The following is a 22962-nucleotide window of genomic DNA, read 5'->3' on the forward strand; positions in this document are numbered from 1 at the left end:
TTGTCTTGAGTGAGGGCTCTGGTGCGGACGCCTCTTCTATGTCCCGCGGAGGCGCTTCTGGGTCAACGTCCTTGACGATCCCCGTTCTTTTAGAAACTCCGCTCTGGTGGCACTTCTTTGAGACAGCGATGGACGAAGCGGAGAGTGCGTAGATTGCTTTATTGGTGGTACATTCCTCGGAGATTTGCTGGCCGCGAGCCGGGGTGACGCCAATGATTGCCAGCGTGAGGATCAACAGGGCCATATTCTTGATTGATCTGGTGGTTTTGAATTTCATCGTCATCTATCCCCGCGTCCCTGGAAGGTCATTGATTCTACAAACCAACTCTTCAAGTCATCATCATAGATGAGATCAGCTACCCAAGGGGCGCCCTTTGATTCCGGTACGTTTCCCCCCTCGGGCGTAGAGCCATCGCGCATGTATCCCGTACCGCTGGAGAAATTCATGATAAGCGTCGCGTTATATCCACTAGAAGATGGCCTGAGGCGAGCGGAACTCACATTGGACTGGGTGCCTGTGAACCATCCTTCATTCGAGTAGATGGCCTCCATCGAGCTAATTATGTGACTGCAGAAGGCGCAAGCCTCCCAAGATGCGGTGCGTGTGGGACCCGCATCCCCCGTCTGCTGCATGTAGTAGACCGTCTCCCAGAAGTACTTCACCGCCGCCTCGGCGCCCTCCTGGGTCTCTTCCTTCATGACCTCGGGCATCACCGGCTTCGGCACGTTCTGGGCGGGGCCTTCGGCGGAGGCGGGGACGTACGGACCGCTCGCCGTTGCGCTCGCGGGTCCGCTCCCGCTCCCGCTCCCGCTCGATGGCGCCGTGCCGCCGTCGGGGGTGGAGGGAGATGCGCCGGCCGTAGCCGTAGCCGTAGCCGTGGGGGTGTCAGCGGCCTGCGTGGACGAGACGGGCGCCGTCGTCGTGGTCTCGGTCGGTGCCGGGTCTCCGCCGCCGCAGGCCGTGAGGGCCAGTGCGAGGGCGGCTGCCAGCGATGCGGCCTGGGCGGGGCGTCGGCGGGGCAGGGCGCGTGGGGGTGCGGTGATGGACAAGGTCCCCTCCTCAGAAGACATCCGTTCCGTCCGCCGCCACGGCTCTGATCCCGTGAAGACCACCGCGTGAGCGGCGTGTGAGTGGCGACACTGGCGAGTGTACGCATGCCTCCGCGACACGCGAGGGGTTCTCCACAGGGCGGACCGTGAACATCGTCAGACGCGCAGGTGTCGTGTTCCCGACCGTTCATCTGCTCGTTCCGTGGGCGTTCCGCGCCGGGCATCCCCGGGGTCATCTCAGCCTCCTAACGTCAAGGTCAGCGACGCTTCCGCGACGTCATCGACCGCCGCTTCAGCAGGAGAGAGCCATGACCGATCGCATCCCCGAGTCCCCGTCCGTCGACCGCCGCGGCATCTTCGCCGGAGGCGGAGCCTTCGCCGCGGCCGGCGTGCTGGCCGCAGCCCCCGTCGCCCAGGCCGCGCCTCCGGCCCACGCCCCTGCCCATGGACGTCGCCGTGACGCCGGCGCCCAGTCCATGCCGCTGGCGTTCGGCAAGAGCCGCCGCTTCAAGATCGTGCAGTTCAACGACACCCAGGGCGGCCACGCCGCGGACCGTCGCACCCTCGAGTTCATGGGCAAGGTCCTGGACCGGGAGAAGCCGGACTTCGCGCTCATCAACGGTGACGTCATCGACGGCTCGCCCACCACGGACCTGCAGGTGATGCAGGGGATCAACAACTTCGTCATGCCGATGGAGTCCCGCGGCGTGAAGTGGGCCATCACCTTCGGCAACCATGACGAGGACTCGGTCACGGAGCACGGCACCTCGATGACGGAATCCCGGATCGTGGACTTCGTGCGCCAGTACAAGCACAACCTCAACCCGGCCGTGGACCCGTCCAAGCCGGGCCACTCCGACGCCCAGCTGCTTCTGCGGGGGTCCCGCGGCGCCGCCCCCTCCTTCGCCATCTGGCTGCTCGACTCGGGCCGCTACGCGACCGCCCAGGACGCCGCCGGGCAGTCCACCGAGGGCGTCATGGACTACGACTGGATCCGTCCGCAGCAGATCCGCTGGTACGAGGAGGCCTCGGAGGCCACCGCGGAGCGCTTCGGCAAGGGCGTCCCCGGCCTCATGTTCTTCCACATCCCCACGTTCGAGCACTCCTACATGTGGTACGCCTCCCAGGGCGAGAAGGACGAGGCCCGCCACGCGGAGGCCGTGCGCCGTCACGCTATCGAGGGTGTGAAGCACGAGGACGTCTACCACGGTCTGATCAACTCGGGCATCTACGCCTCCGTGAAGGAGCGCGGCGAGGTCAAGGGCATCTACTGCGGCCACGACCACATCAACACCTACAAGGGGAACTACTACGGCGTCGAGCTCGGCTACGCGCCCGGCACCGGCTTCGACACCTACGGCCTCAACGACGGCACGTGGGATCAGCACACCCTCCGCGGCGCCCGCGTGTTCGAGCTCGACGAGCGCACCGAGGCCGTCTACACCGGCGACACCCGCATCGTCTGGGCCCGTGACCTCGGGATCGACATGAACCCGGAGGGCAAGCCGGTGGCCGCGCCTGCCGCCTTCCCGCGGTACGTGAAGGCCTGAGCGCGGCCCCGCCCCGCCCGGGGGCGTGAGCACGGCGACGTCGGCACCCGCGCGGGTGCCGACGTCGCCTTTTCCCTGGGCCCCCTTAACGTGTCCGCTGCCATCCGTAGTGTCCCTCCCATTGGATTCGAACACATGTTCGAGTACGATCGAGAGTGCGACCTCCGGTCCTCGGTCCCATCGCGGGCCGAGGCTTCCCGACTCTTCCCCTGCCCGCCGTCGCGGGTGGGTCGCGCTCCCGCCGTCCGTCGGCGCCCGCCGGCGGATCCGTCCGCAGCGCACACAGGGAGAGAGCAGCATGGGAGTCTTCACGCAGTCCGTGGCGGTGGAGCGCGCCCCGGACGGCGCGCCGCAGGGCCTGCATTGGAACGGGCGGGACTACGTCATCGCCGAGCGGCCGATGCGCTGGTTCGAGCGTCGCCGCTGGTGGGCCGAGGAGGTGCGGGCCGAGAAGGGCCGCGGGCCGGGCCTGGTGGACCATGAGATCTGGCGCCTGCAGGTGCGCCTCGCCCGGGCCGGCTCCGCCCCCGTGCAGACCCTGGACGTCGCCCACCACCTCGACTCCGGGCGTTGGCGCCTCATTCGCGTCCACGAGGTCGCTCATGACCTGCGGAGGACGGCGTGAGGTCCCGCCCGCCCCTCCGGGGCCTGCCCCCCCGCTTCCGTCATTCGAACATGTGTTCTATTGTGGGTGAGTGGCCGCCTCGGCGGCCACAGGCTGCCCCGACCGCCTCCTTCCCCTGGCTCGGACCCCCGCATGCTTCCCGGCTCGTGCACCCGTCGCGCTTCCCGCGCCGCCCCCGTCGGAGACCCCGGCGGGGTGGTCCAGCACGTCCAGGAGAGCTCCCCATGAGTGACCGCACGCCCCCGCCCGTCCCGTTCCCCCATCTGCACGTGGCCTCGGCCTTCAGCGCCCACTACGGGGTGAGCTGGCCCGAGGACCTCGCCGCGGCCGCCGCCGCGGCGGGCATGGACCTGCTCGCGTGCACCGATCGCGACGGCCTCTACGGCATGGCCAAGCACGTGGGTGCGTGCCTGCAGCACGGCATCGCGCCCGTGGTCGGGGTGGACCTCGCCCTGCGCTGGTCGGAGGAGGACGGCGACGCCGGCCGGGCCGTCATCCTCGCCCGGGGCGGCTCCCACGGGTCCGGCTACCGCGCCCTGTGCCAGGTGATCTCCGCGGCCCATGCCCGTACCACCGGGGGAGCGGGCGGAGGCAGCCCCTGGGCCGCCGTCGCCGAGCTGGCGGAGGCCGCCGGGGGGCGCGTGCCCACCGCCGCCAACCCCGCGAACCCGCCGAGCCCGGAACTGTTCGTGCTCCTCGGGCCGGACTCGGACCTCGGACGCCACCTCGCCCGCCGCCGCTACGCCGCGGGAGTGGGCGCCCTGCGCCGGTGGCGCTCGGCCCTGCCCGCCGGATCTGTGCACGTCGACGTCGTCACGCACCTCTCCGCGCCCGGCCGACGGCTGGACACGGGCCACGCCGTGAAGATGCTGCGCGCCGCCCGGGACACCCGCACGCCCGCCGTGCTGACCAACGCCGTGCGGTACGCCGCCCCGGACGGCGCGGCCACCGCGGACGTCCTCGACGCCGCCCGGGCGCTGAGCTCCCTCGACGCCCTGCACGACCTGCAGCCCAACGGACAGGGCTGGCTCAAGCCCACCGAGCACATGCACCGGCTCGCCCGTGAGGTGTGCGAGGCCGCGGACGAGCCTGCCGCGCCCCTCCTGGAGTCCACCCGCCGCCTGGCCGAGGCCTGCGCCCTCGACCCCGAGAGCGATCTCGGCTGGGGCCGGCCCCGGGTGCCCGAGGCCTCCGTCATCGGGGTGGACGGGCCGCCCGACCGCGTGCTGCACGAGCGGACCCTCGCCGGCCTGGCCGCCCGCTACCCGCGTCTGCACACCGGCTCCGGGTTCGGCACCAGTCAGGAGGCGCGCGACCTGCAGGACCGGGTGGAGCACGAGCTCGGGATCATCTCGCGCCTCGGGTTCGCGAGTTACTTCCTCACGGTGTCCTCCGTGGTGGACCTGATCGAGGGGATGGGCGTGCGGGTCTCCGCGCGCGGCTCCGGGGCGTCGTCGCTGGTGAACCACGCGCTGCGGATCTCCAACGTGGACCCCATGGCCAACGGCCTGATCATGGAGCGCTTCCTCTCGGACGCGCGCTCCACCCTGCCGGACATCGACATCGACGTGGAGTCCGCGCGCCGCCACGAGATCTACCGTGCCGTGTTCGAGCGCTTCGGGGCCGAGCGGACCACGCTCATGAGCATGCAGAACGCCTACCGGGCCCGCGGCGCCGTCCGGGACGCGGGGATGGCCCTGGGCCTGCCGGACGAGGACGTGGACGTCATCGCCAAGCAGCTGTGGCGCTTCTCCGCCTCCAGCTTCCGCGAGGCGCTGCAGCGCATGCCCGAGTTGGGGGAGCTCTCCCGCCGCGTGGAGTCCGGCCGCCGGGCGGGGCGGCATCAGCTGGACCTGCTGGTGGACATCACGGAGCGTCTCGATCGCCTGCCCCGGCACATCTCCATGCACCCGTGCGGCGTCATCCTCGGCGACGCCACCCTCCTGCACCGCACGCCCGTGCAGCCCTCGGGCATGGGCCTGCCGATGAGCCAGTTCGACAAGCACGACATGGACCCCATGGGCTTCCTCAAGCTGGACATCCTCGGCGTGCGCATGCAGTCGGCGATCGCCTACACGCTGGCGGAGGTGGAGCGCATCACGGGGGAGAGGCCGGACCTCGAGCGGGTCCCCCTCGACGACGAGGCGACCTTCAAGATGATCCGCACCACCCACACCCTCGGCTGCTTCCAGATCGAGTCGCCGGGCCAGCGGGAGCTGATCGGCAAGCTCGCCCCCCGCGAGTTCAACGACCTCACGGTGGACATCTCCCTCTTCCGTCCCGGCCCCATGCAGTCGGACATGGTGCGGCCCTTCCTGGAGCAGCGGCACGGCTGGGCGGCGGCCCGCTGCCCGCACCCGCACCTCGAGCCCGTGCTCGCCGAGACCCACGGCGTCACCGTGTTCCACGAGCAGGTGCTGCGCACCATGGACGTCATGACCGGCTGTGGCCTGGCCCGCGCGGACGAGTTCCGCCGGCTCCTCGGCGGGCCCGCCGAGCGCACGGTGGAGGAGTACTTCCGCTCCCACGCGCTGGAGAAGGGGTACGACCTCGACGTGATCGACGAGGTCTGGGGCACCCTCCACGCCTTCGGCTCGTTCGGCTTCTGCAAGGCCCACGGCGCCGCGTTCGCCGTGCCCACCTACCAGTCCGCCTGGCTCAAGACGCACCACCCCGAGGCCTTCATGGCCGCCATCCTCGAGCATGACCCCGGCATGTACCCGGCCCGCCTCATGGTGGCCGAGGCCCGCCGCATGGGCATCCCCGTGCTCCCGGTGGACGTCAACGCCTCCACTCGGCACGTGCGCGTCGAGTGGGTGCCCTCGCACCCGGAGGTGGACGGCCACGGCCTCCACGGGGAGGGCGCCCACGACGACGGCGCGCGTCACCCCGCGGACGGTGGATGCGTGGACGACGACGGCGCGCCCGGTCCTTCCAGGCCCAGCACACCCGGCCCTTCGACGCCCGGCCCACCCGCACCCGGCAGCTCCGCGACCGCCAGCTCCGCGACCGGTCCCGACGGCCGCGCTCGCGGTCGCTGGGGGATCCGCCTGCCCTTGACGAGCCTGTCCGGGTTGAGCGAGGCGGAGGTCGAGCGCCTCGACGCGGGCCGCCCCTACCACTCCCTCGCCGACGTCCGGGACCGTGCCCGGCCCACCAGCCGCAACCTGGAGCGGCTCGCCCAGCTCGGCGCCCTCGACTGCCTGCTGCCGCCCGGCGGGGCGTCTCGCACCGACCTCGTGCACCACCTCGAGCTGCAGCACTCCAGCACGCGGGGCACCGGCCCGGGACGCGGGGCCACCCGTTCGCGGCCCCCGCGGACCCGCCAGGTGGACGGTCAGCTGGCCCTGGACCTGCCGGACACCGAGCTCAGCGCCCTCACCCCGATGTTCCCGTCCCCGCCCACGGCCGCGCAGGTGCGCACCGAGCTGGACCTCACCGCTCTGGACGTGACAGCCCATCTCATGGACTCCCACGCGCCGTACCTCGACGCCCTCGGGATCACCCGCGCGAAGGACCTGCTGCGACTGCGCTCGCAGTCGCGCGTGCTCGTGGCGGGGGTGCGCGTGGCCACGCAGACCCCGCCCATGCGCAGCGGCAAGCGGGTGGTGTTCCTCTCCGTGGACGACGGGACGGGCTGCGTCGACGCGTCCTTCTTCACCGAGGCCCAGCACGCCTCGGGGGAGATGCTCTTCTCGGCGCGCCTCCTGCTGATCGAGGGGACCACGCGACGCACCGGCCCGCAGGCCGTCTCGGTGCAGGCCGTCCGCGCATGGGACCTGCACCGCTCCGAGACCCTGCCCGACCCCGACTACCTCGACGCCACCCGGGAGCAGTGGCGGCGCTGGCTGGCCGCCGACCGGAAGGCGGCCGCGGTCCGGCGTCGCGGCGGCACGCCGGGCGGGCCCGGCGGCGGGGCGTCCCTGCCGGACATCCCGCACCACGGCACCGGCGGCTGGCCGGTCAAGGTGCGCCCCGAGGCGCTCGTCGCCCAGGACGCCGAGCGCGTGGAGGCTGGGGCGAGCGCCGGGACGCCGCAGGCCACGGCCGAGGCCCCGGGGTGCAGCACGCCCATACCGGTGCCCCACCCGGACACGTGGGAGCTGCTGCCCACGCCGGAGCGGTGAGCCGTCCGGCACGGATGAGGGGCTGCTTAACGTGTCCGGGCCCCGTGATGGACTGCATGAGGAAAGGGGGGGGGAAGAGACATGGACGTGATCGGTGAGACCAGGCGCGTGATGAACCCGTCGGCGCGCCTCGGCAACGCCGCTGACGGCGCCGGCAGCGGCAGTGCAGACCGGAGTTCCGGCGAAGGCCTCGGCGAGGGTCCACGCTCGCCTCTCGGCGCGCCGGTCGCGGACCTGCTCGGGGCCGCGCAGTCGGACGTCCTGGCTCTGCTCGAACGGCTCGGGGACCCGGAGTGGCACCCGGAGGCCGAGGACCTGCGGCTCCCGGCCCTGCTCCAGGAGGTGGAGCGGCTCGCGCGCACCGTCGCCGCGGTGCAGACCTCCCTCGCCGGGCACCTCGCCCAGGTCTACGGGCACGAGGCGGATCGTCATGAGCTCCTGGGCATCCCGCCGGGCAAGAGCCCCCACCGGGACGAGGCCGACTGCCTGCGCTCCCTCCTCCACATCGACCGCCGGGACGCCCAGCGCCGACTCCGCCGAGCCGAGGCCACCCGACCCCAGCGCGCCTTCGCCACGGCGCCGGTCGCGGAGCCGCAGCTGCCCGCCATCGCCCGTGTGGTGGCGGCCGGTGCCGCCGAGCCGGGGGCCTGCGACGTCGTGATCGAGACGCTGATGCGTGCACGCACCGACGCCCTGATCGCCGGCGTGCCTCGGGACGAGGTCGAGGACCTGGTCGACGCGGGAGAGGCCATCCTGGCGGACCAGCTCCAGCGGATCGAGCCGGACGGCATCCGTCGGCTCTGCGCCCGGTGGCGTCAGAACCTCGACGCCCTCGTCATGCCGGACACCGCCGCGCCCACGGAAGCGGAGCTGAACGCCGCCCAGGGACTGTTCCACCGGGGCCAGCGCCGTGGGCTGCACCGGTGGGACCTCCACCTCACCGACGCCCAGCATGAGGTCCTGCAGACCGTGGCATCCGCCGCGACGAACCCCCGCGCCGTTGCCGGCGTGCAGGACGCCGGCTCGGCCCCGGACCCCCGGACGCGCGGGCAGCGGCAGGCGGACACGCTGGTGAGCGCCCTCCAGGCGGCCCTCGCGCATGCCGGTGCGGAGGCATTGCCCTCCACCGGCGGGAACCGTCCGCAGGTGCTCGTCACGATCGACCATCGGACGCTCCTCGGGGAGCTGCGCGCCGCCGCCGACGGACGCATGGGGTCCGCCGTGTCCACGGCCGACCTCACTGGACCGATCGACCCCCGCGAGATCCGGCGCATCGCCTGCGACGCGGACATCATCCCCGCCGTCCTGGGCGGCGAGGGGGAGATCCTCGACCTCGGCCGGGCGCGTCGTCTCTTCACCCGTGCCCAGCGGCGGGCCGTGACGGCGCGGGACGGCGGATGCGCCGCACCCGGCTGCGCGCTGCCCGCCAGCTGGTGCGAGGTCCATCACATCGGCCACTGGGAGCACGGCGGGCCCACGGACGTGGCCAACGGCGTGCTGCTCTGCTCGCACCATCACCAGGCCGTGCACGCCGGGTGGTGGGAGGTGTCGGTCATCGAGGGCGTCCCGTGGTTCGTCCCGGCCCGCCACCTCGACCCGGACCGCACGCCGCGCCGGAACCAGCATCACCGGACACGCCCGGGCCCACCCGTGGCGGCTCCTGCTCCGGCGAGGCGGGAACCACTCCCTCCGCCGGAGCGACCAGCCCTCCCCGAGCCCTGGACCCGGCTTCAACCGCCCCTGCGGATCGGTCGCGCCCAACGGAGCCCCGGCGGGTGGGAGGAGTCCGCCGCGTCGACGCGGGTCGGCGCCCTCCTGCGTCGTCGCCGCCCTGTTCCCGCCCGCCCCTAGAATGGGGGCGGCTGGCGGTGGCCTCCGTATGCCACACGCCCAGAAGCCTGACCCGAGAAGGAGCACCGTGTCCGAGCCGAAGAACATCCTGCTGACCGTGGACGGCCAGATGCGGGAGGTGACGCACGGCATCACCGGCCTGGAGCTCTTCCGGGAGCAGCCCACCACGGTGGTCATGCGCGTGGACGGCCACCTGTGGGACCTCGCCCGCGCAATCCCGGCCGGCGCCAGCGTCGAGGCCGTGGACATCACCGAGCCCGAGGGCCTGAACGTGCTGCGCCACTCGACCGCCCACGTGATGGCCCAGGCGGTGCAGCAGCTGCGCCCCGACGCCAAGCTCGGCATCGGCCCGTACATCACGGACGGCTTCTACTTCGACTTCGACGTCGCCGAGCCCTTCACCCCGGAGGACCTCAAGCAGCTCGAGAAGATGATGCTGAAGATCGTCAACGCGAACCAGCAGTTCCGCCGCCGCGTGGTCACCGAGGACGAGGCCCGCGCCGAGATGGCGGAGGAGCCGTACAAGCTCGAGCTCCTGGGCAAGAAGAACGAGGCCGACACCGCGGGCGAGGGCGCCTCCGTGGAGGTCGGCGCCGGCGAGATCACGGTCTACGACAACGTGGACCGCAAGTCCGGCGACGCCGTGTGGTGCGACCTGTGCCGCGGCCCGCACCTGCCGAACACGAAGCTCATCTCCAACGCCTTCGCGCTGACCCGCTCCGCGGCCGCCTACTGGCTGGGCAACGAGAAGAACAAGCAGCTGCAGCGCATCTACGGCACCGCCTGGCCCACCAAGGCCGACCTGAAGGCCTATCAGGAGCGGCTTGCCGAGGCCGAGCGACGCGACCACCGCAAGCTGGGCGCGGAGATGGACCTCTTCTCCTTCCCGGACGAGCTCGGCTCGGGCCTGCCCGTGTTCCACCCGCGCGGCGGCATCATCCGCAAGACGATGGAGGACTACTCGCGCCGCCGCCATGAGGAGGCCGGCTACGAGTTCGTCTACACGCCGCACATCACGAAGCAGCACCTCTACGAGGTCTCCGGGCACCTGGACTGGTACGCGGACGGCATGTTCCCGCCCATGCAGATCGACGAGCAGCGCGACCCGGAGACCGGCGAGGTCACCCGGCAGGGGCAGAACTACTACCTCAAGCCGATGAACTGCCCCATGCACAACCTCGTGTTCCGCTCCCGCGGCCGCTCGTACCGCGAGCTGCCGCTGCGCCTCTTCGAGTTCGGCTCCGTGTACCGCTACGAGAAGTCCGGCGTGGTCCACGGCCTGACCCGCGTGCGCGGCATGACCCAGGACGACGCCCACATCTACTGCACGCGCGACCAGATGAAGGACGAGCTCACCACGACGCTCACCTTCGTCCTCGACCTGCTCAAGGACTACGGCCTGGACGACTTCTACCTCGAGCTGTCCACGCGTGACCCGGAGAAGTCGGTCGGCTCGGACGACATCTGGGAGGAGGCCACCCGCACCCTCGCCGAGGTCGCCGAGGGCTCCGGCCTCCAGCTCGTCCCGGATCCGGGCGGCGCCGCGTTCTACGGGCCGAAGATCTCCGTGCAGGCCAAGGACGCGATCGGCCGCACCTGGCAGATGTCCACCATCCAGCTGGACTTCAACCTGCCCGAGCGGTTCGACCTCGAGTACCAGGCCGCCGACGGCACGCGTCAGCGCCCCGTGATGATCCACCGCGCCCTCTTCGGCTCGATCGAGCGCTTCCTCGGCGTGCTCACCGAGCACTACGCGGGCGCCTTCCCGGCGTGGCTCGCCCCCGAGCAGGTCGTGGCCATCCCCGTGGCCGAGGCGTTCAACGACTACCTGGCCGACGTCGTCGCGAAGCTGCGCGCCGAGGGGATCCGGGCCCGCCTGGACGACTCCTCGGACCGCTTCCCGAAGAAGATCCGCACGGCCTCCAAGGAGAAGGTGCCGTTCGTGCTCATCGCGGGCGGCGAGGACGCCGAGGCCGGCGCGGTCAGCTTCCGCTTCCGCGACGGGTCGCAGGACAACGGCGTTCCCGTGGACGAGGCCATCGCCCGCATCGTGAAGGCGGTCCGGGAGCGCGAGGTCACGGCGTGAGCACCCCCGACGGCGACGCCGCGGCGACGGACGGCTTCGGGCTGCCCGGCGTCCCGGACGCCTTCGATCGGCTCTGGAACCCGCACCGCATGGCGTACATCAACGCCGGACCGGACCAGGTGAAGGACGAGCACACGTGCCCGTTCTGCGCGGCGCCGCATCGCACGGACGAGGAGTCGCTGATCGTGCACCGCGGGCGCACGGCCTTCGTGATCCTCAACCTGTTCCCGTACAACCCGGGGCACCTGCTGATCTGCCCGTACCGCCACGTGCCCATGTACACGGACATCACGGCGGAGGAGACGGCGGAGATGGCGGAGCTGGCCCAGACGGCCATGCTCGCCCTCGAGGGGGCCAGTCGCCCCAAGGGCTTCAACCTGGGCATGAACCAGGGCGTGGCCGGGGGAGCGGGCATCGCGGCACACCTGCACCAGCACGTGGTGCCGCGGTGGACCGGCGACGGCAACTTCCTGCCGATCATCGCGCACACCAAGAACATGTCCCAGACCCTGGGCCAGACCCGCGACCTCCTCGTGGCAGCCTGGCCCGCAGCGGCCGCCGAGCTCACCGCCCGCAGGAGGCGCGACGCTGGGGCAGAGCCCGACGACGCTCCCGACGCTCCGGACGCTCCCGGCGACGCGACGCCCGCCGCGGCACCGCAGGGGGACGTGCGCTGATGCTGGACCGGCATGCCCGCGGGGTGACCACGCGCGTCTTCCTGCCCGTGGCCCGCGGGCTGCTGCGCGCCGGCGTCAGCCCGGACGCCGTGACGGTGACGGGCACCGTGGGCGTGAGCCTCGGCGCGCTCGTGTTCTACCCGCTCGGCGAGCTGTTCTGGGGGACGATCGTCATCACCCTGTTCGTGTTCTCGGACCTCGTGGACGGCATCATGGCCCGCGAGGCCGGGACCACGGGCCGCTGGGGATCCTTCCTGGACTCGACCCTGGACCGCGTGCAGGACGCCGCGGTGTTCCTCGGCGTGCTGTGGTGGGGCTTCGGCGTCGGGGACAACCCGACCGTGGGCGTCCTCGCCGCCTCCTGCATGGCGCTCGGCATGCTCGTGTCCTACGCCCGGGCCAAGGCCGAGTCGCTCGGGTTCACCGCCAACGTGGGCATCGCCGAGCGCGCCGAGCGGCTCGTGGCCACGCTGGTGGCGGTGGGCCTCACGGGCCTGGGGCTGCCGCCCGTCCTGCTCACCGTGGTCCTCGCGCTGCTCGCGCTCGCCTCCGTGGTGACCGTGCTGCAGCGGGTCGCCGCGGTGCGTCGCCAGGCCCGCGCGTCCGCGGCCTGAAGCACCCTGCCGCCTCAGCCAGCAGTCACCTCAGTCGGCAGCGATCGCCGCCACGACGGCGCCGCTCACCGCGACGAGGTCGGCGGGGGCCAGCTCGACGTCGAGCCCACGCTGCCCGCCCGAGAGGTACATCACCTCTCCTGTGAGGGCGGACGCGTCCACCACCACGGGGTGCCGGTTCCGCTGTCCCAGCGGGGAGATGCCGCCCCGCACGTAGCCGGTGCGCCGCTCGGCCACCGCGAGGTCGGCCATCACCGCCTTCTTCACCCCCAGCGCTGCCGCGGCGGCGCGCAGGTCCAGCTTCCCGGACACGGGCACGACGCACGCGGCCAGCGAGCCGTCCGGCAGGGCCACCATCAGGGTCTTGAACAGACGCTCCGGGGGGACCTCCAGCGCGTGGGCCACCTGCGCGCCGAAGCTCTCGCCGCCGCCGTCGAGGGCCACCTCGAACGTGTGGAGCACGTGCGGCACCCCGGCCGCCACGAGCGCCGCGACGGCGGGGGTCGCCGTGTGCTTCAGCGCGCCCCGATCCGTGCCGCCCCGCCTCCGTGCCATGCCGGCCGTCCTCGCCGGCTCAGAGGCCGGCCTGCTCGCGCACGTTGCGCTTGATCCGCCCGAGCATGGCGGACATGCCGCGCAGCCGCAGCGGGGTCAGCGCCTTCTGCAGGCCCAGCTTCGCCGGGATGTCCTCGGGGACGTCCAGGACCTCGCGCGCCGTGGACCCGTCGAGCCCCTGGGAGAGGACGGAGGCGAATCCGCGCGTCGTGGGTGCCTCCCGCGGCGCCGTGATGTACAGGCGCACCACCGCGTCCGGGCCCGGCTCGCCCTCCAGCTCGACCGCGAGGAACAGGGGCGACTGGCACTCGACCACCTGCTCCATCTCGGCCTCGTGGCCGTGGAAGCGGGCGGGCAGCTCCGCCAGCTCGTCGGAGAACTCCAGCAGCAGCTCGAGCTTCTGCGGATCGGGCACCCCCGCGAAGTCGTCGATGATCTCGGACAGGGCGGCGGGGGACGCGGTCGACTCGGTCATGGTCACCCAGTCTAGTGACGGCCGCCCGCACGGCGGTCAACGGTCCCGCCTGCCCCTTCCTAGACTGGAGCCCATGTCATCCGTCTCACACCAGTTCCACGACGCAGGGGATTCGTCAGCGCCCGCCGTCGCCATCGACCCCGACGCCGACCCCACACCGGACCGCCGTGTCGAGCGGGGGTGGGTCGTCTCGCTCTTCGGCACGGCCGTCGGCGCGGGAGTCCTGTTCCTGCCGATCAAGGCGGGCCTGGGCGGCGTGTGGCCGCTCATCATCGCCACCCTCCTGATCGCCCCCATGACGTACTTCTCCCACCGGGCGCTCTCCCGGTTCGTGTGCGCGTCCCCCAACCCGGGCGACGACATCACCGCCGTGGCCCGCAGCACGTTCGGACCCGGGGTCGGCGGGCTCATCTCCGTCCTGTACTTCCTGGCGATCTACCCGATCGTGCTGATCTACGGCGTCTCCATCACCAACACGGTGGACTCGTTCATGGTGAACCAGCTGGGCCTGGCCTCCCTGCCCCGCCCGCTGCTCTCGTTCGTGCTGATCGCCCTCATGATGGCCGTGATGATCGCCGGGCAGAAGCTCATGCTCGCGATCACCGGGTGGCTGGTCTACCCCCTGATCCTCATCCTCTTCGGGGCGAGCCTCTACCTCATCCCGTCCTGGAAGCCGGACGCCCTCTTCACCGGCGGCCCGGTGGACCTGGGCGGCATCCTGCTCTCCACGTGGCTGGTCATCCCCGTCCTGGTGTTCGCGTTCAACCACTCGCCGGCGATCTCCCAGTTCTCCCTGGCCATGCAGCGCCAGTACGGAGCGGGCGCGGCCACGCGCGCCTCGGCGGTGCTGGCCAAGGTCACGGGCCTGCTCGTCGTCTTCACCATGTTCTTCGTGTGGTCCTGCGTGCTGGCGCTCGGCCCGGACGGCATGGCCGAGGCCCAGGAGCAGAACCTCCCGGTGCTGTCCTACCTGGCCAACGTCCACGGATCGCCGCTGATCTCGCTGCTCGGCCCGGTCGTGGCGTTCCTGGCGATCGTCTCCTCCTTCTTCGGCCACTACCTCGGCGCGGCCGAGGGCGCCGCCGGCGTCGTCCGCTCCCTGGTGGACAAGGACGGCTCCCGCATCAGCGACCGCACCCTGCGCCTGGTCATCGCCGTCGTCATCTTCTTCACGACCTGGGCCGCGGCGGTCGCCAACCCCAGCGTCCTCGGCCTCATCGAGACCGTCGGCGGGCCGGTGATCGCCATGATCCTGTTCCTCATGCCGATCTACGCGATCCACCGGCTGGACGCCCTCGCCCCCTACCGGGGGAAGGCCTCCAACGTGTTCGTGGTCCTCGCCGGCCTCGCAGCCGTGAGCGCCCTCGTCTACGGCATCGTCCGCAGCGTCACCGGCGCCTGAGGCCGCGCCGACGCGCCTCACGCCGACACGAGTCCGGCCCTCACCCCGCGGGGTGAGGGCCGGACTCGTCCAGGGCGGCGGGCGCCGCGCGTGCGGCGGTTCCGTGACGGTTCAGCGGCGGATCAGCGCGCGGGCGCCGCGCCGGGCTCCTCGCCCATCGCGATGGGCAGGCGCACGCTGTTGCCCCACTCGGTCCACGAGCCGTCGTAGTTGCGGACGTCCTCGTGGCCCAACAGGTGCTTGAGGACGAACCAGGTGTGGGACGAGCGCTCGCCGATGCGGCAGTAGGCGATCACGTCGTCGCCCTCCTTCAGGCCGGCGCCGTCGCGGTAGATCTCCTCGAGCTCGGCGCGGGACTTGAAGGTGCCGTCCTCGTTCGCGGCCTTCGCCCAGGGCACGGAGGCCGCGGTCGGGATGTGGCCGCCGCGCAGCGTGCCCTCCTGCGGGTAGCCGGCCATGTGGGTGGTCTCGCCCGTGTACTCGGCGGGGGAGCGGACGTCGATCAGCGGCGTGGTGCCGATCGCGGCGAGGACGTCCTCGCGGGCGGCGCGCTCGGTGGTGTCGTCGCGCTGCACCACGGGGTACTCGGCGCGCTCGACCTGCGGGACCTCGCGGGTGGTCTCGCGGCCCTCGGCGATCCACTTGTCGCGGCCGCCGTCCATGAGGCGCACGTCCTCGTGGCCGTACAGGGTGAAGACCCAGAGGGCGTAGGCGGCCCACCAGTTGGACTTGTCGCCGTAGAAGACCACGGTGGTGTCGCGGGAGATGCCCTTCGAGGCGGCCAGCTCGGCGAACGCCTCGGGGCCCACGAAGTCGCGGGCCACGGGGTCGTTGAGCTCGGTGTGCCAGTCGATCCGCTGGGCGCCGGGGACATGGCCGGTGGCGTACAGCAGGGCGTCCTCATTGGACTCCAGGACCACGACGTCCGCGTCGTGGACGTGGTCGGCGACCCACTGCGTGGAGACGAGCTTCTCGGGATGGGCGTACTCGGTGGTCTGCGCGGTGTTCTCGGTCATGGGTGCCACATTACGCCAGGCCGATGATGCGTAATGGGGAAGGCGAGCCTCAATCCGGACACGCGGGGTCACACGCCGGGCAGCAGACGGAGGCTCCCGACGCCGGGGGGTCCGCCCGGCGCCGGGCCGGGGCGGGCGCCCCCTGGGGCGGCCACGACCGCGCCGGTAGCATGGCCCGGTAGTCCGCCCCCCACACCAAGGATGGAGCACCCCGTGGCCCAGACCGTCCACCTCGCCGACCGCTCGCCGCAGGTCACCCCGGACCAGCTGCTCGCCGGCTTCCATCCCTCCTACCGGTTCGGGGAGGTGTCCTTCGACTCGTACATCCCGGATCCCGCGCATCCCTCCCAGGCCGAGGCCGTGCAGCGGCTGCGCGACTTCGCCGCGTCGATCGGGCGCCCCGCGTCCGGGGGCGGCGGCGGCTTCTTCGGCGGGCTGTTCGGCGGCGGCCGTCCCAAGGCCTCGGCCCAGCCGGCCGGCATCTACCTCGACGGCGGCTTCGGCGTCGGCAAGACCCACCTGCTGGCCTCCACGTGGCACGCCGCCCCGGGGCCCAAGGCGTTCGGCACGTTCGTGGAGTACACCAACCTGGTGGGCGCGCTGGGCTTCCGCAACGCGGTGGACGTGCTCACGCAGTACACGCTCGTGTGCATCGACGAGTTCGAGCTCGACGACCCGGGGGACACGGTCCTGATGTCCCGCCTCATGCGCGAGCTGGCCGACGCGGGCGTGCGCCTCGTGGCCACCTCCAACACCCTGCCGGGCTCGCTCGGCGAGGGACGGTTCGCGGCGCAGGACTTCAAGCGCGAGATCCAGGTGCTCTCCGAGCAGTTCGACGTCATCCGCATCGACGGTGAGGACTACCGCCACCGCGGGCTCGCCGCCGCCCCGGCCCCGCTGCCGGACGCCGAGGTGGACCGCGCCGTGCAGACCAACTTCCCGCACGCCGGCGTCGTCGCGGTGGACGACTTCGATGCGCTCACCGCGATGCTCTCCCGTGTCCACCCCTCGCGCTATCGCGAGCTCGTCAAGGACGTCGACGTCGTCGCGCTCCACGGCGTGCGCACCATCACGGACCAGGCCACGGCCCTGCGGTTCGTGGTGTTCGCGGACCGGCTCTACGACAAGGACGTGCCCGTCGTCGCCTCCGGCGTGCCGTTCGACGACCTGTTCACCCAGGAGATGATGCACGGCGGGTACATGAAGAAGTACTTCCGCACCGTCTCCCGCATGACCGCGCTCGTGCGCGAGGGACAGCTGGGCGAGGTCGAGGCGAAGTGACCCGCTGAGCCGGGGCGGGCCGCGCGCCCGCCCCGGCATGGGCCGCGCTGGCCCCGGCCTCCGACGACGACGAAGGCCCCCTCCCGTGCGGGGAGGGGGCCTTCGAGGTGGAGCGGATGACGAGATTCGAACTCGCGACCTCCACCTTGGCAAGGTGGCGCTCTAGCCAGCTGAGCTACATCCGCGTGGCCCGCCCCGCGAGGGGGGTCAGTCCGTGCGCGATACTGGGATCGAACCAGTGACCTCTTCCGTGTCAGGGAAGCGCGCTACCGCTGCGCTAATCGCGCTCATCCATTCCGAGGAACGGTGAACATGCCGCCACCCTCATGCCGGGAGACTGCGAGGTCGGGACGGGATTCGAACCCGCGTATACGGCTTTGCAGGCCGCTGCCTCGCCTCTCGGCCACCCGACCAGGGGTGAAGGTGGAGCGAGCGGATGACGAGATTCGAACTCGCGACCTCCACCTTGGCAAGGTGGCGCTCTAGCCAGCTGAGCTACATCCGCAGAAGGGAACCGGGAGCCCGTTCCGAAGAACCGAAACCGCGATTTCCAACGAGAAAGAACTCTAGACCATGCCGGGCCCTCCCGCCAAATCGGCCCCGTGCCGGCGTGTCCGGGCGGATCCTGACCGTCCCCGCCGCCCTGTCCCGTCCAGGGCGTTTGAGAGGATGTCTGACCATGACCCAGCCACGACTCGCGCACCAGACGCCGTCCGGACGCATGTACGCCCGCTCGCTCTCGGGCCTGCCCGAAGTCCCCTCCATCACGACGGTGATCGGCATGGAGAAGACGGACCTGGACGGCTGGATCGGATGGATGGCCGCGGACGCCGTGGTCAAGGACGAGCGCCTGGCCCAGGCGGTCGGCTCCTCCGCCCGCCTGCGGGAGGTCGCCCGCCAGTCGGCGGACGCGGCCGCGCGCTTCCGCGACGCCGCGGCCGAGCGCGGAGACCGCGTCCACGACTACGCGGAGCAGGTCTCGCGCCGCGCCCTCGGGCAGCCGCACACCATGGCCGAGGCCCGGGCCGCACTGATCGAGCACGGGGAGGGGGCCTACGCAGACCGCTTCGACGAGTGGTGGGACCTCTACGACGTGAGGCCCGTGGCCGCAGAGATCACCGTGTGGAACCACACCGTGGGCTACGCCGGCACCCTGGACCTCGTGGCGCGGATCGGCGGTCGGCTGTGCCTGATCGACTACAAGACCAAGGGCACCGGCAGGGACGGCCGCGTCAAGGCGCTCGACCCGAAGGTGGTCATGCAGCTCACCGCGGGCCTCAAGGCGGAGGAGTCGCTCGTGGACGCCGAGGCCGGCACGTGGGAGCCCTGGCAGCACGGCGCCGCGGAGATGCTGCTCGGCGTCGCCCTGGGGGAGACGGAGGTGGCCGTCCACCAGGCCAACCCCGCCGTGCTGCCGCGGCACTGGCACAAGTTCTGGGCGCTGCGCCAGGTGTGGACGCACGCGCAGGCCGTCGCCGACGCGGGCCCGGCGCTGCGCGTGATCGGCCCGCCCCCGGTGGCGGTCCCGGCGGCGGCGGCGGGCGGCCTGGAGGCCGCCCGCGCGGCGGCCTTCGGCGGGGCGGCGGAGCCGACCGGCACCGGGTCCGCGGCCGCGGAGGCGGGCCCGGCCGATAGGGTGACCGCGTGACCGTCCTCCCCCTCCGCACCGTGCCCGATCCCGTGCTGCGCACCCCCGCCGCGCCCGTCCCAGCGGGCGTCGAGGTGCGCCGCCTCGTCGCGGACATGGTCGAGACCATGCACGCCGTCGGCGGCGTGGGGCTCGCCGCCCCGCAGGTGGGCGTGGGCCTGCGGGTCTTCGTGTTCGACGTGGACGGCATGGCCGGCCACGTGGTGAACCCCGTGCTGGTCCGGGGCGAGGAGACCAGCCGGGACCTCGGCGAGGGCTGCCTCTCCGTGCCCGGGCTGCGCTACCACCCCGCGCGCGCCGTCGAGGCCGTCGTAACCGGCGTCGACGTGGACGGGGCGCCCGTCGAGCACCGGGGGACGGGCCTGGTGGCCCGCTGCCTGCAGCACGAGGCCGACCACCTCGACGGCATGCTCTACATCGACCGGCTCGACGGCGACGAGCGCCGCGAGGCCCGCCGCCGCCTGCGGGCCGGCGAGGTCGACCGCACCGCCGCCCGGGTGAGCGCGGAGCGCGCCGCCGTCGTCGGCTCCGTTTTCGCCGGATCGGCCCGGGGAGGCGGCCGATGAGCGCCCCCCTGCGCGTCCTCTTCGCCGGCACGCCGGCCACCGCCGTGCCCGTGCTGCGGGCCCTGCTGGCCTCCGACCACGAGGTCGTGGGCGTCCTCACCCGCCCGGACGCTCCCGTCGGCCGCAAGCGGGTGCTCACGCCCTCGCCCGTCGCGGCGGCGGCGGCCGAGGCCGGGCTCCCCGCCGTCAAGGCGGATCGCCTGCGCGGCGAGGCCGGCGCCGAGGCGGTGGCCTCGATCCGCGGGCTGGACGCCGACGTCGCAGTGGTCGTCGCCTACGGGGCGCTCGTCCCCGCCGACGCGCTGCGGATCCCGCGCCTGGGGTGGCTCAACCTGCACTTCTCGCATCTGCCCGCCTACCGCGGCGCCGCCCCGGTGCAGCGCGCCGTGATGGACGGCGTCGCGGTGACGGGGGCGGACGTGTTCCAGCTCGAGGAGGGCCTGGACACCGGCCCGGTGTTCGCCCGCCTCACGCGCGAGGTGGCCCCCGACGAGACCTCGGGCGACCTGCTGGCGGACCTCGCCGAACGGGGCGGCCCGCTGGTGCTGGACGTGCTCGACGCGCTCGCGGACGGCACCGCCGTCGCCGCGCCCCAGGAGGGCGAGCCCACCCACGCCGCCAAGCTCACCGCCGCGGACGGCCTGGTGGACGCCGCCGCCCCCGCCGGCCGGGTGGCCGCGCGCATCAACGGTGTCACCCCCGAGCCGGGCGCCTGGGGCTGGCTGGCGGCCCGCGCAGACGCCGAGCCCGTGCGCTTCAAGCTCGGCGGCGTCGCCCCCGTGGCCGAGGACGACGCCGCCTGGCCGGCCGAGCTCGCGCCGCTGGCCCCGGGACGCATCGCCGTGGTGGCCAAGGGCGCCTGGCTGCGGACCGACGGCGGCGCGGTGCGGCTGAGCACGGTCCAGCCGGCCGGCAAGACGACCATGCCCGCCCTCGACTGGGCGCGCGGCGCCGGCGAGGGCGCCACGCTCCTCTCCGGCGCCGCACTCGCGGCCCACGGGGAGCGGGAGCAGCAGCGGGCGGCCGAACGGGCCGCCGCACGGCAGGAGGGACGAGCATGAGCGGAGCATCCGAGGGGACCGGCGGCCAGGGCCGCGGGCGCGGCGGCGCCGGAGGCGGAGAGCGCTCGGGCCGGCCGGCCGCAGCCGGCAAGGGCGGGCGCGGCGAGCCCCGCCGCGACGCGCAGGGGCGCACCCGCAGCCGCGGCCGCTCCGGAGCGGGACGGCAGTTCTCGTCCCAGGCGCCCTCGCAGCGCTCCCGCAGCGCCGACCCCGCGCGCCGGGTGGCGTTCGAGGCCGTGCGCGCCGTCCACGCCGAGGACGCCTATGCGAACCTCGTGCTGCCCCCGCGCATCCGCCAGGCCCGGCTGGACCGCCGCGACGCCGCCTTCGCCACGGAGCTGGCCTACGGCACCCTGCGCGGCCGCGGGCTCTACGACGCCGTCCTGGCCCGCTGCGTGGACCGTCCCCTGGAGCAGATCGACCCGCCCGTGCTGGACGCGCTGCGCCTCGGCGCCCACCAGCTGCTCGCCATGCGCGTGCCCGCGCATGCCGCGCTCGACGCCACGGTCGCGCTCGTGCTCTCCGAGATCGGCGCCGGGCCGTCCGGCTTCGTCAACGCCGTCCTGCGCCGTGTCTCCGAGCGCCCGCTCGAGGACTGGCTGGCCGACGTCGCCCCGGCCGACGGCAGCGACGCCGCCCTGGCGGTGCGCACCTCCCATCCCGTGTGGATCGTGCGCGCACTGCGCCAGGCGCTCGCCGCCCACCCCGGCGCGGACGCCGACCAGATCGAGGAGCTGCTCGCCGCGGACAACGCGGCACCGGTGGTGAACCTCGTGGCCCTGCCCGTCGACGGCGGGGAGGAGGCGCTCGCCCGGGTGATCGCGGACGGCGCCGAGCCCGGTCCGCTCGCTCCCGGCTCGGCCCTGCACGCCGGCGGCGACGCCTCCCGCCTGCCCGGGGTGCGTGAGGGCCTCGTCCGGGTGCAGGACGTCGGCTCCCAGCTGACGGCCCGCGCCCTCGTGGCCGTGCCCCGCGAGTCCGACGCCTCCGAGCGGGCCGAGCGCTGGCTCGACCTGTGCGCGGGGCCCGGCGGCAAGGCCGCCCTGCTGGCCGCGCTGGCCGCCGAGCGCGGCGCCACGCTCACGGCCAACGAGCTCGCACCGCACCGCACCGACCTGGTCCGCTCCGCCCTGGCCGCCGTGCCGCGGGAGGCCTGGACGGCGCACACGGGGGACGGGCGGCGGATCGCCGACGCGGTGGAGACCCCGGGGGACGGCTACGACCGGATCCTCGTGGACGCCCCCTGCACCGGCCTGGGCGCCCTGCGCCGCCGGCCCGAGTCCCGCTGGCGCCGCACGCCGGCCGACCTCGCCGAGCTCACCGGCCTGCAGGCCGAGCTCCTGGACGCCGCCGTCTCCGTCCTCGCTCCCGGCGGTGTGCTCGCCTACGTCACGTGCTCCCCGCACGTGGCCGAGACGACGGTCCAGGTCCAGGACCTGCTGCGCCGCCACCCGCGGCTCGAGCAGGTCGACGCCCCGGCGGCGCTCGCGGAGGTCGCGCTCGCGGACCTCGGGCTCGGCGGCGCCCCGGCCGGCGCCGGTGACGGCGGGGCGGACGACGGACCCCCGGCCGAGGAGGCCACGGCCCGCACCGCCCAGCTCTGGCCCCACCGCCACGGCACGGACGCGATGTTCCTCGCCCTGTTCCGGGCGCCGGCGGAGGGTCAGGACCGTGGCTGAGGGTCCGCACGCCCCGCGTCTGCACAGCCCCCGTCTCCACCCCTCGATCCTCTCGGCGGACTTCGCCCGGCTGGCGGAGGAGCTCGCCCGCATCCCGAGTGCGGACGCGGTGCACGTGGACGTGATGGACAACCACTTCGTCCCGAACCTGACGCTCGGCCTGCCCGTCGTCCAGGCCATCCGGGCCGCCACGGCGCTTCCCCTGGACATCCACCTGATGATCGCCGACGCCGACCGGTGGGCCCCGGACTACGCCGAGGCCGGCGCCGAGTCCGTGACCTTCCACGCCGAGGCCTCCGGCGCCCCCGTACGCCTGGCCCGCGAGCTGCGCGCCCGCGGGTCCCGGGCGGGCATGGCGCTCAAGCCGGCCACCCCCGTCGAGCCGTACCTGGACATGCTCCCCGAGCTGGACATGCTCCTGCTGATGACGGTGGAGCCCGGCTTCGGGGGCCAAGCGTTCCTGGACGTCGTGCTGCCCAAGATCCGCCGCGCCCGTGCCGCCCTGGACGGCGCCGCGACTCCGCTCGCCCTCCAGGTGGACGGCGGCGTCAACCGGGACACGATCGAGCGCGCGGCCGAGGCCGGGGCGGACACCTTCGTGGCCGGCTCCGCCGTGTTCGGCGCCGACGATCCGGACGCGGCCGTCGTCGCCCTGCGGGACGCCGCGCGTCACGCCTGCGGCTGAACACCCTCGGCCCG

18 protein-coding genes and 4 tRNA genes are annotated in these 22962 nt (G+C 73.1%); 14 read left to right on the forward strand and 8 right to left on the reverse strand.

The genetic code is table 11. From position 1 onward, the window contains the following. Positions 1 to 279: 279 nt before the first annotated feature. The gene (locus LG274_RS01590) at positions 280 to 711 is read right to left on the reverse strand and encodes a DUF6318 family protein (RefSeq protein WP_404464985.1); all 432 of its coding nucleotides are present in this window, start codon (positions 709 to 711) and stop codon (positions 280 to 282) included. 647 nt (positions 712 to 1358) lie between these two features. On the opposite strand from LG274_RS01590, the gene LG274_RS01595 reads away from it, so the two are divergent. From LG274_RS01595 to pgsA, 7 genes are all read left to right on the forward strand, one after another. After that, a complete protein-coding gene (locus tag LG274_RS01595) occupies positions 1359 to 2600 on the forward strand; it encodes a metallophosphoesterase family protein (protein WP_404464987.1) in 1242 nt (413 codons plus the stop codon). 298 nt (positions 2601 to 2898) lie between these two features. Further along, the gene (locus LG274_RS01600) at positions 2899 to 3225 is read left to right on the forward strand and encodes a DUF6504 family protein (protein ID WP_248116876.1); all 327 of its coding nucleotides are present in this window, start codon (positions 2899 to 2901) and stop codon (positions 3223 to 3225) included. A 224-nt stretch (positions 3226 to 3449) separates the two neighbouring features. Further along, a complete protein-coding gene (locus tag LG274_RS01605) occupies positions 3450 to 7352 on the forward strand; it encodes a DNA polymerase III subunit alpha (protein WP_298710369.1) in 3903 nt (1300 codons plus the stop codon). An 87-nt stretch (positions 7353 to 7439) separates the two neighbouring features. Next, the gene (locus tag LG274_RS01610) at positions 7440 to 9203 is read left to right on the forward strand and encodes a DUF222 domain-containing protein (protein ID WP_404464990.1); all 1764 of its coding nucleotides are present in this window, start codon (positions 7440 to 7442) and stop codon (positions 9201 to 9203) included. Between the two features lie 67 nt (positions 9204 to 9270). Then, on the forward strand, positions 9271 to 11289 hold the full coding sequence (thrS, locus tag LG274_RS01615) for a threonine--tRNA ligase (protein ID WP_319074864.1): 2019 nt from the start codon (positions 9271 to 9273) through the stop codon (positions 11287 to 11289). After that, complete coding sequence (locus tag LG274_RS01620) at positions 11286 to 11966, forward strand: HIT domain-containing protein (protein WP_298710364.1); 681 nt, start codon at positions 11286 to 11288, stop codon at positions 11964 to 11966. The genes thrS and LG274_RS01620 overlap by 4 nt, the downstream gene beginning before the upstream one ends. Beyond that, positions 11966 to 12580 (forward strand): phosphatidylinositol phosphate synthase, encoded by a 615-nt coding sequence (gene pgsA, locus LG274_RS01625; protein ID WP_404464992.1) that lies wholly within the window; start codon positions 11966 to 11968, stop codon positions 12578 to 12580. The genes LG274_RS01620 and pgsA overlap by 1 nt, the downstream gene beginning before the upstream one ends. 30 nt (positions 12581 to 12610) lie before the next feature. On the opposite strand, the gene LG274_RS01630 is transcribed toward pgsA, so the two are convergent. Beyond that, complete coding sequence (locus LG274_RS01630) at positions 12611 to 13135, reverse strand: aminoacyl-tRNA deacylase (RefSeq protein ID WP_248116889.1); 525 nt, start codon at positions 13133 to 13135, stop codon at positions 12611 to 12613. Positions 13136 to 13154: 19 nt separating this feature from the next. Next, positions 13155 to 13610 (reverse strand): SufE family protein, encoded by a 456-nt coding sequence (locus LG274_RS01635; RefSeq protein WP_404464995.1) that lies wholly within the window; start codon positions 13608 to 13610, stop codon positions 13155 to 13157. A 73-nt stretch (positions 13611 to 13683) separates the two neighbouring features. On the opposite strand from LG274_RS01635, the gene LG274_RS01640 reads away from it, so the two are divergent. After that, positions 13684 to 15012, forward strand: a complete 1329-nt coding sequence (locus tag LG274_RS01640) for an HAAAP family serine/threonine permease (protein WP_404464997.1) — start codon at positions 13684 to 13686, stop codon at positions 15010 to 15012. Positions 15013 to 15134: 122 nt separating this feature from the next. Here LG274_RS01640 and LG274_RS01645 read toward each other — a convergent pair whose 3' ends face one another. Beyond that, a complete protein-coding gene (locus tag LG274_RS01645) occupies positions 15135 to 16028 on the reverse strand; it encodes a sulfurtransferase (protein WP_298986283.1) in 894 nt (297 codons plus the stop codon). A 213-nt stretch (positions 16029 to 16241) separates the two neighbouring features. On the opposite strand from LG274_RS01645, the gene zapE reads away from it, so the two are divergent. After that, positions 16242 to 17309, forward strand: a complete 1068-nt coding sequence (gene zapE / locus LG274_RS01650) for a cell division protein ZapE (protein ID WP_404464999.1) — start codon at positions 16242 to 16244, stop codon at positions 17307 to 17309. A 108-nt stretch (positions 17310 to 17417) separates the two neighbouring features. Here the strand turns inward: zapE and LG274_RS01655 are convergent. The 4 genes from LG274_RS01655 to LG274_RS01670 form a co-directional block, all read right to left on the reverse strand. Next, a tRNA-Gly gene (locus LG274_RS01655) sits at positions 17418 to 17494 on the reverse strand. A gap of 30 nt (positions 17495 to 17524) precedes the next feature. Beyond that, positions 17525 to 17596: transfer RNA gene (locus tag LG274_RS01660), tRNA-Val, on the reverse strand. Between the two features lie 55 nt (positions 17597 to 17651). Beyond that, positions 17652 to 17722 (reverse strand) — tRNA-Cys (locus LG274_RS01665). Positions 17723 to 17740: 18 nt separating this feature from the next. Beyond that, positions 17741 to 17814 (reverse strand) — tRNA-Gly (locus tag LG274_RS01670). A gap of 174 nt (positions 17815 to 17988) precedes the next feature. Between LG274_RS01670 and LG274_RS01675 the strand changes: the two genes are divergently transcribed. From LG274_RS01675 to rpe, 5 genes are read left to right on the forward strand one after another with little or no spacing between them, the layout of a single operon-like run. Then, positions 17989 to 18957, forward strand: coding sequence for a cytochrome (locus LG274_RS01675; RefSeq protein WP_404465001.1), 969 nt, complete (start codon positions 17989 to 17991; stop codon positions 18955 to 18957). Beyond that, complete coding sequence (gene def, locus LG274_RS01680; RefSeq protein ID WP_404465003.1) at positions 18954 to 19523, forward strand: peptide deformylase; 570 nt, start codon at positions 18954 to 18956, stop codon at positions 19521 to 19523. Before LG274_RS01675 ends, def begins: the two co-directional genes overlap by 4 nt. Continuing rightward, positions 19520 to 20584 carry a methionyl-tRNA formyltransferase gene (locus LG274_RS01685; RefSeq protein ID WP_404465005.1) on the forward strand — a complete coding sequence of 355 codons (1065 nt, stop codon included), beginning with the start codon at positions 19520 to 19522 and terminating at the stop codon, positions 20582 to 20584. Before def ends, LG274_RS01685 begins: the two co-directional genes overlap by 4 nt. After that, positions 20581 to 22263, forward strand: coding sequence for an RsmB/NOP family class I SAM-dependent RNA methyltransferase (locus LG274_RS01690; RefSeq protein WP_404465007.1), 1683 nt, complete (start codon positions 20581 to 20583; stop codon positions 22261 to 22263). The genes LG274_RS01685 and LG274_RS01690 overlap by 4 nt, the downstream gene beginning before the upstream one ends. Next, complete coding sequence (gene rpe, locus LG274_RS01695; RefSeq protein ID WP_298710342.1) at positions 22256 to 22948, forward strand: ribulose-phosphate 3-epimerase; 693 nt, start codon at positions 22256 to 22258, stop codon at positions 22946 to 22948. Before LG274_RS01690 ends, rpe begins: the two co-directional genes overlap by 8 nt. Positions 22949 to 22962: the final 14 nt, after the last annotated feature.

The sequence above is a fragment of the Micrococcus antarcticus genome, assembly GCF_044872765.1.
GTDB lineage: Bacteria > Actinomycetota > Actinomycetes > Actinomycetales > Micrococcaceae > Micrococcus.

What these genes read in the sequence shown, in the direction of transcription:
- LG274_RS01675 (WP_404465001.1), top strand. Translation starts at nt 17,989, where the DNA reads ATGACCCAGCCACGACTCGCGCACCAGACGCCGTCCGGACGCATGTAC.
- LG274_RS01640 (WP_404464997.1), top strand. Translation starts at nt 13,684, where the DNA reads ATGTCATCCGTCTCACACCAGTTCCACGACGCAGGGGATTCGTCAGCG.
- LG274_RS01595 (WP_404464987.1), top strand. Translation starts at nt 1,359, where the DNA reads ATGACCGATCGCATCCCCGAGTCCCCGTCCGTCGACCGCCGCGGCATC.
- LG274_RS01605 (WP_298710369.1), top strand. Translation starts at nt 3,450, where the DNA reads ATGAGTGACCGCACGCCCCCGCCCGTCCCGTTCCCCCATCTGCACGTG.
- LG274_RS01685 (WP_404465005.1), top strand. Translation starts at nt 19,520, where the DNA reads ATGAGCGCCCCCCTGCGCGTCCTCTTCGCCGGCACGCCGGCCACCGCC.
- LG274_RS01590 (WP_404464985.1), bottom strand. Translation starts at nt 711, where the DNA reads ATGCCCGAGGTCATGAAGGAAGAGACCCAGGAGGGCGCCGAGGCGGCG.
- LG274_RS01690 (WP_404465007.1), top strand. Translation starts at nt 20,581, where the DNA reads ATGAGCGGAGCATCCGAGGGGACCGGCGGCCAGGGCCGCGGGCGCGGC.
- LG274_RS01600 (WP_248116876.1), top strand. Translation starts at nt 2,899, where the DNA reads ATGGGAGTCTTCACGCAGTCCGTGGCGGTGGAGCGCGCCCCGGACGGC.
- pgsA (WP_404464992.1), top strand. Translation starts at nt 11,966, where the DNA reads ATGCTGGACCGGCATGCCCGCGGGGTGACCACGCGCGTCTTCCTGCCC.
- LG274_RS01645 (WP_298986283.1), bottom strand. Translation starts at nt 16,028, where the DNA reads ATGACCGAGAACACCGCGCAGACCACCGAGTACGCCCATCCCGAGAAG.
- LG274_RS01635 (WP_404464995.1), bottom strand. Translation starts at nt 13,610, where the DNA reads ATGACCGAGTCGACCGCGTCCCCCGCCGCCCTGTCCGAGATCATCGAC.
- LG274_RS01630 (WP_248116889.1), bottom strand. Translation starts at nt 13,135, where the DNA reads ATGGCACGGAGGCGGGGCGGCACGGATCGGGGCGCGCTGAAGCACACG.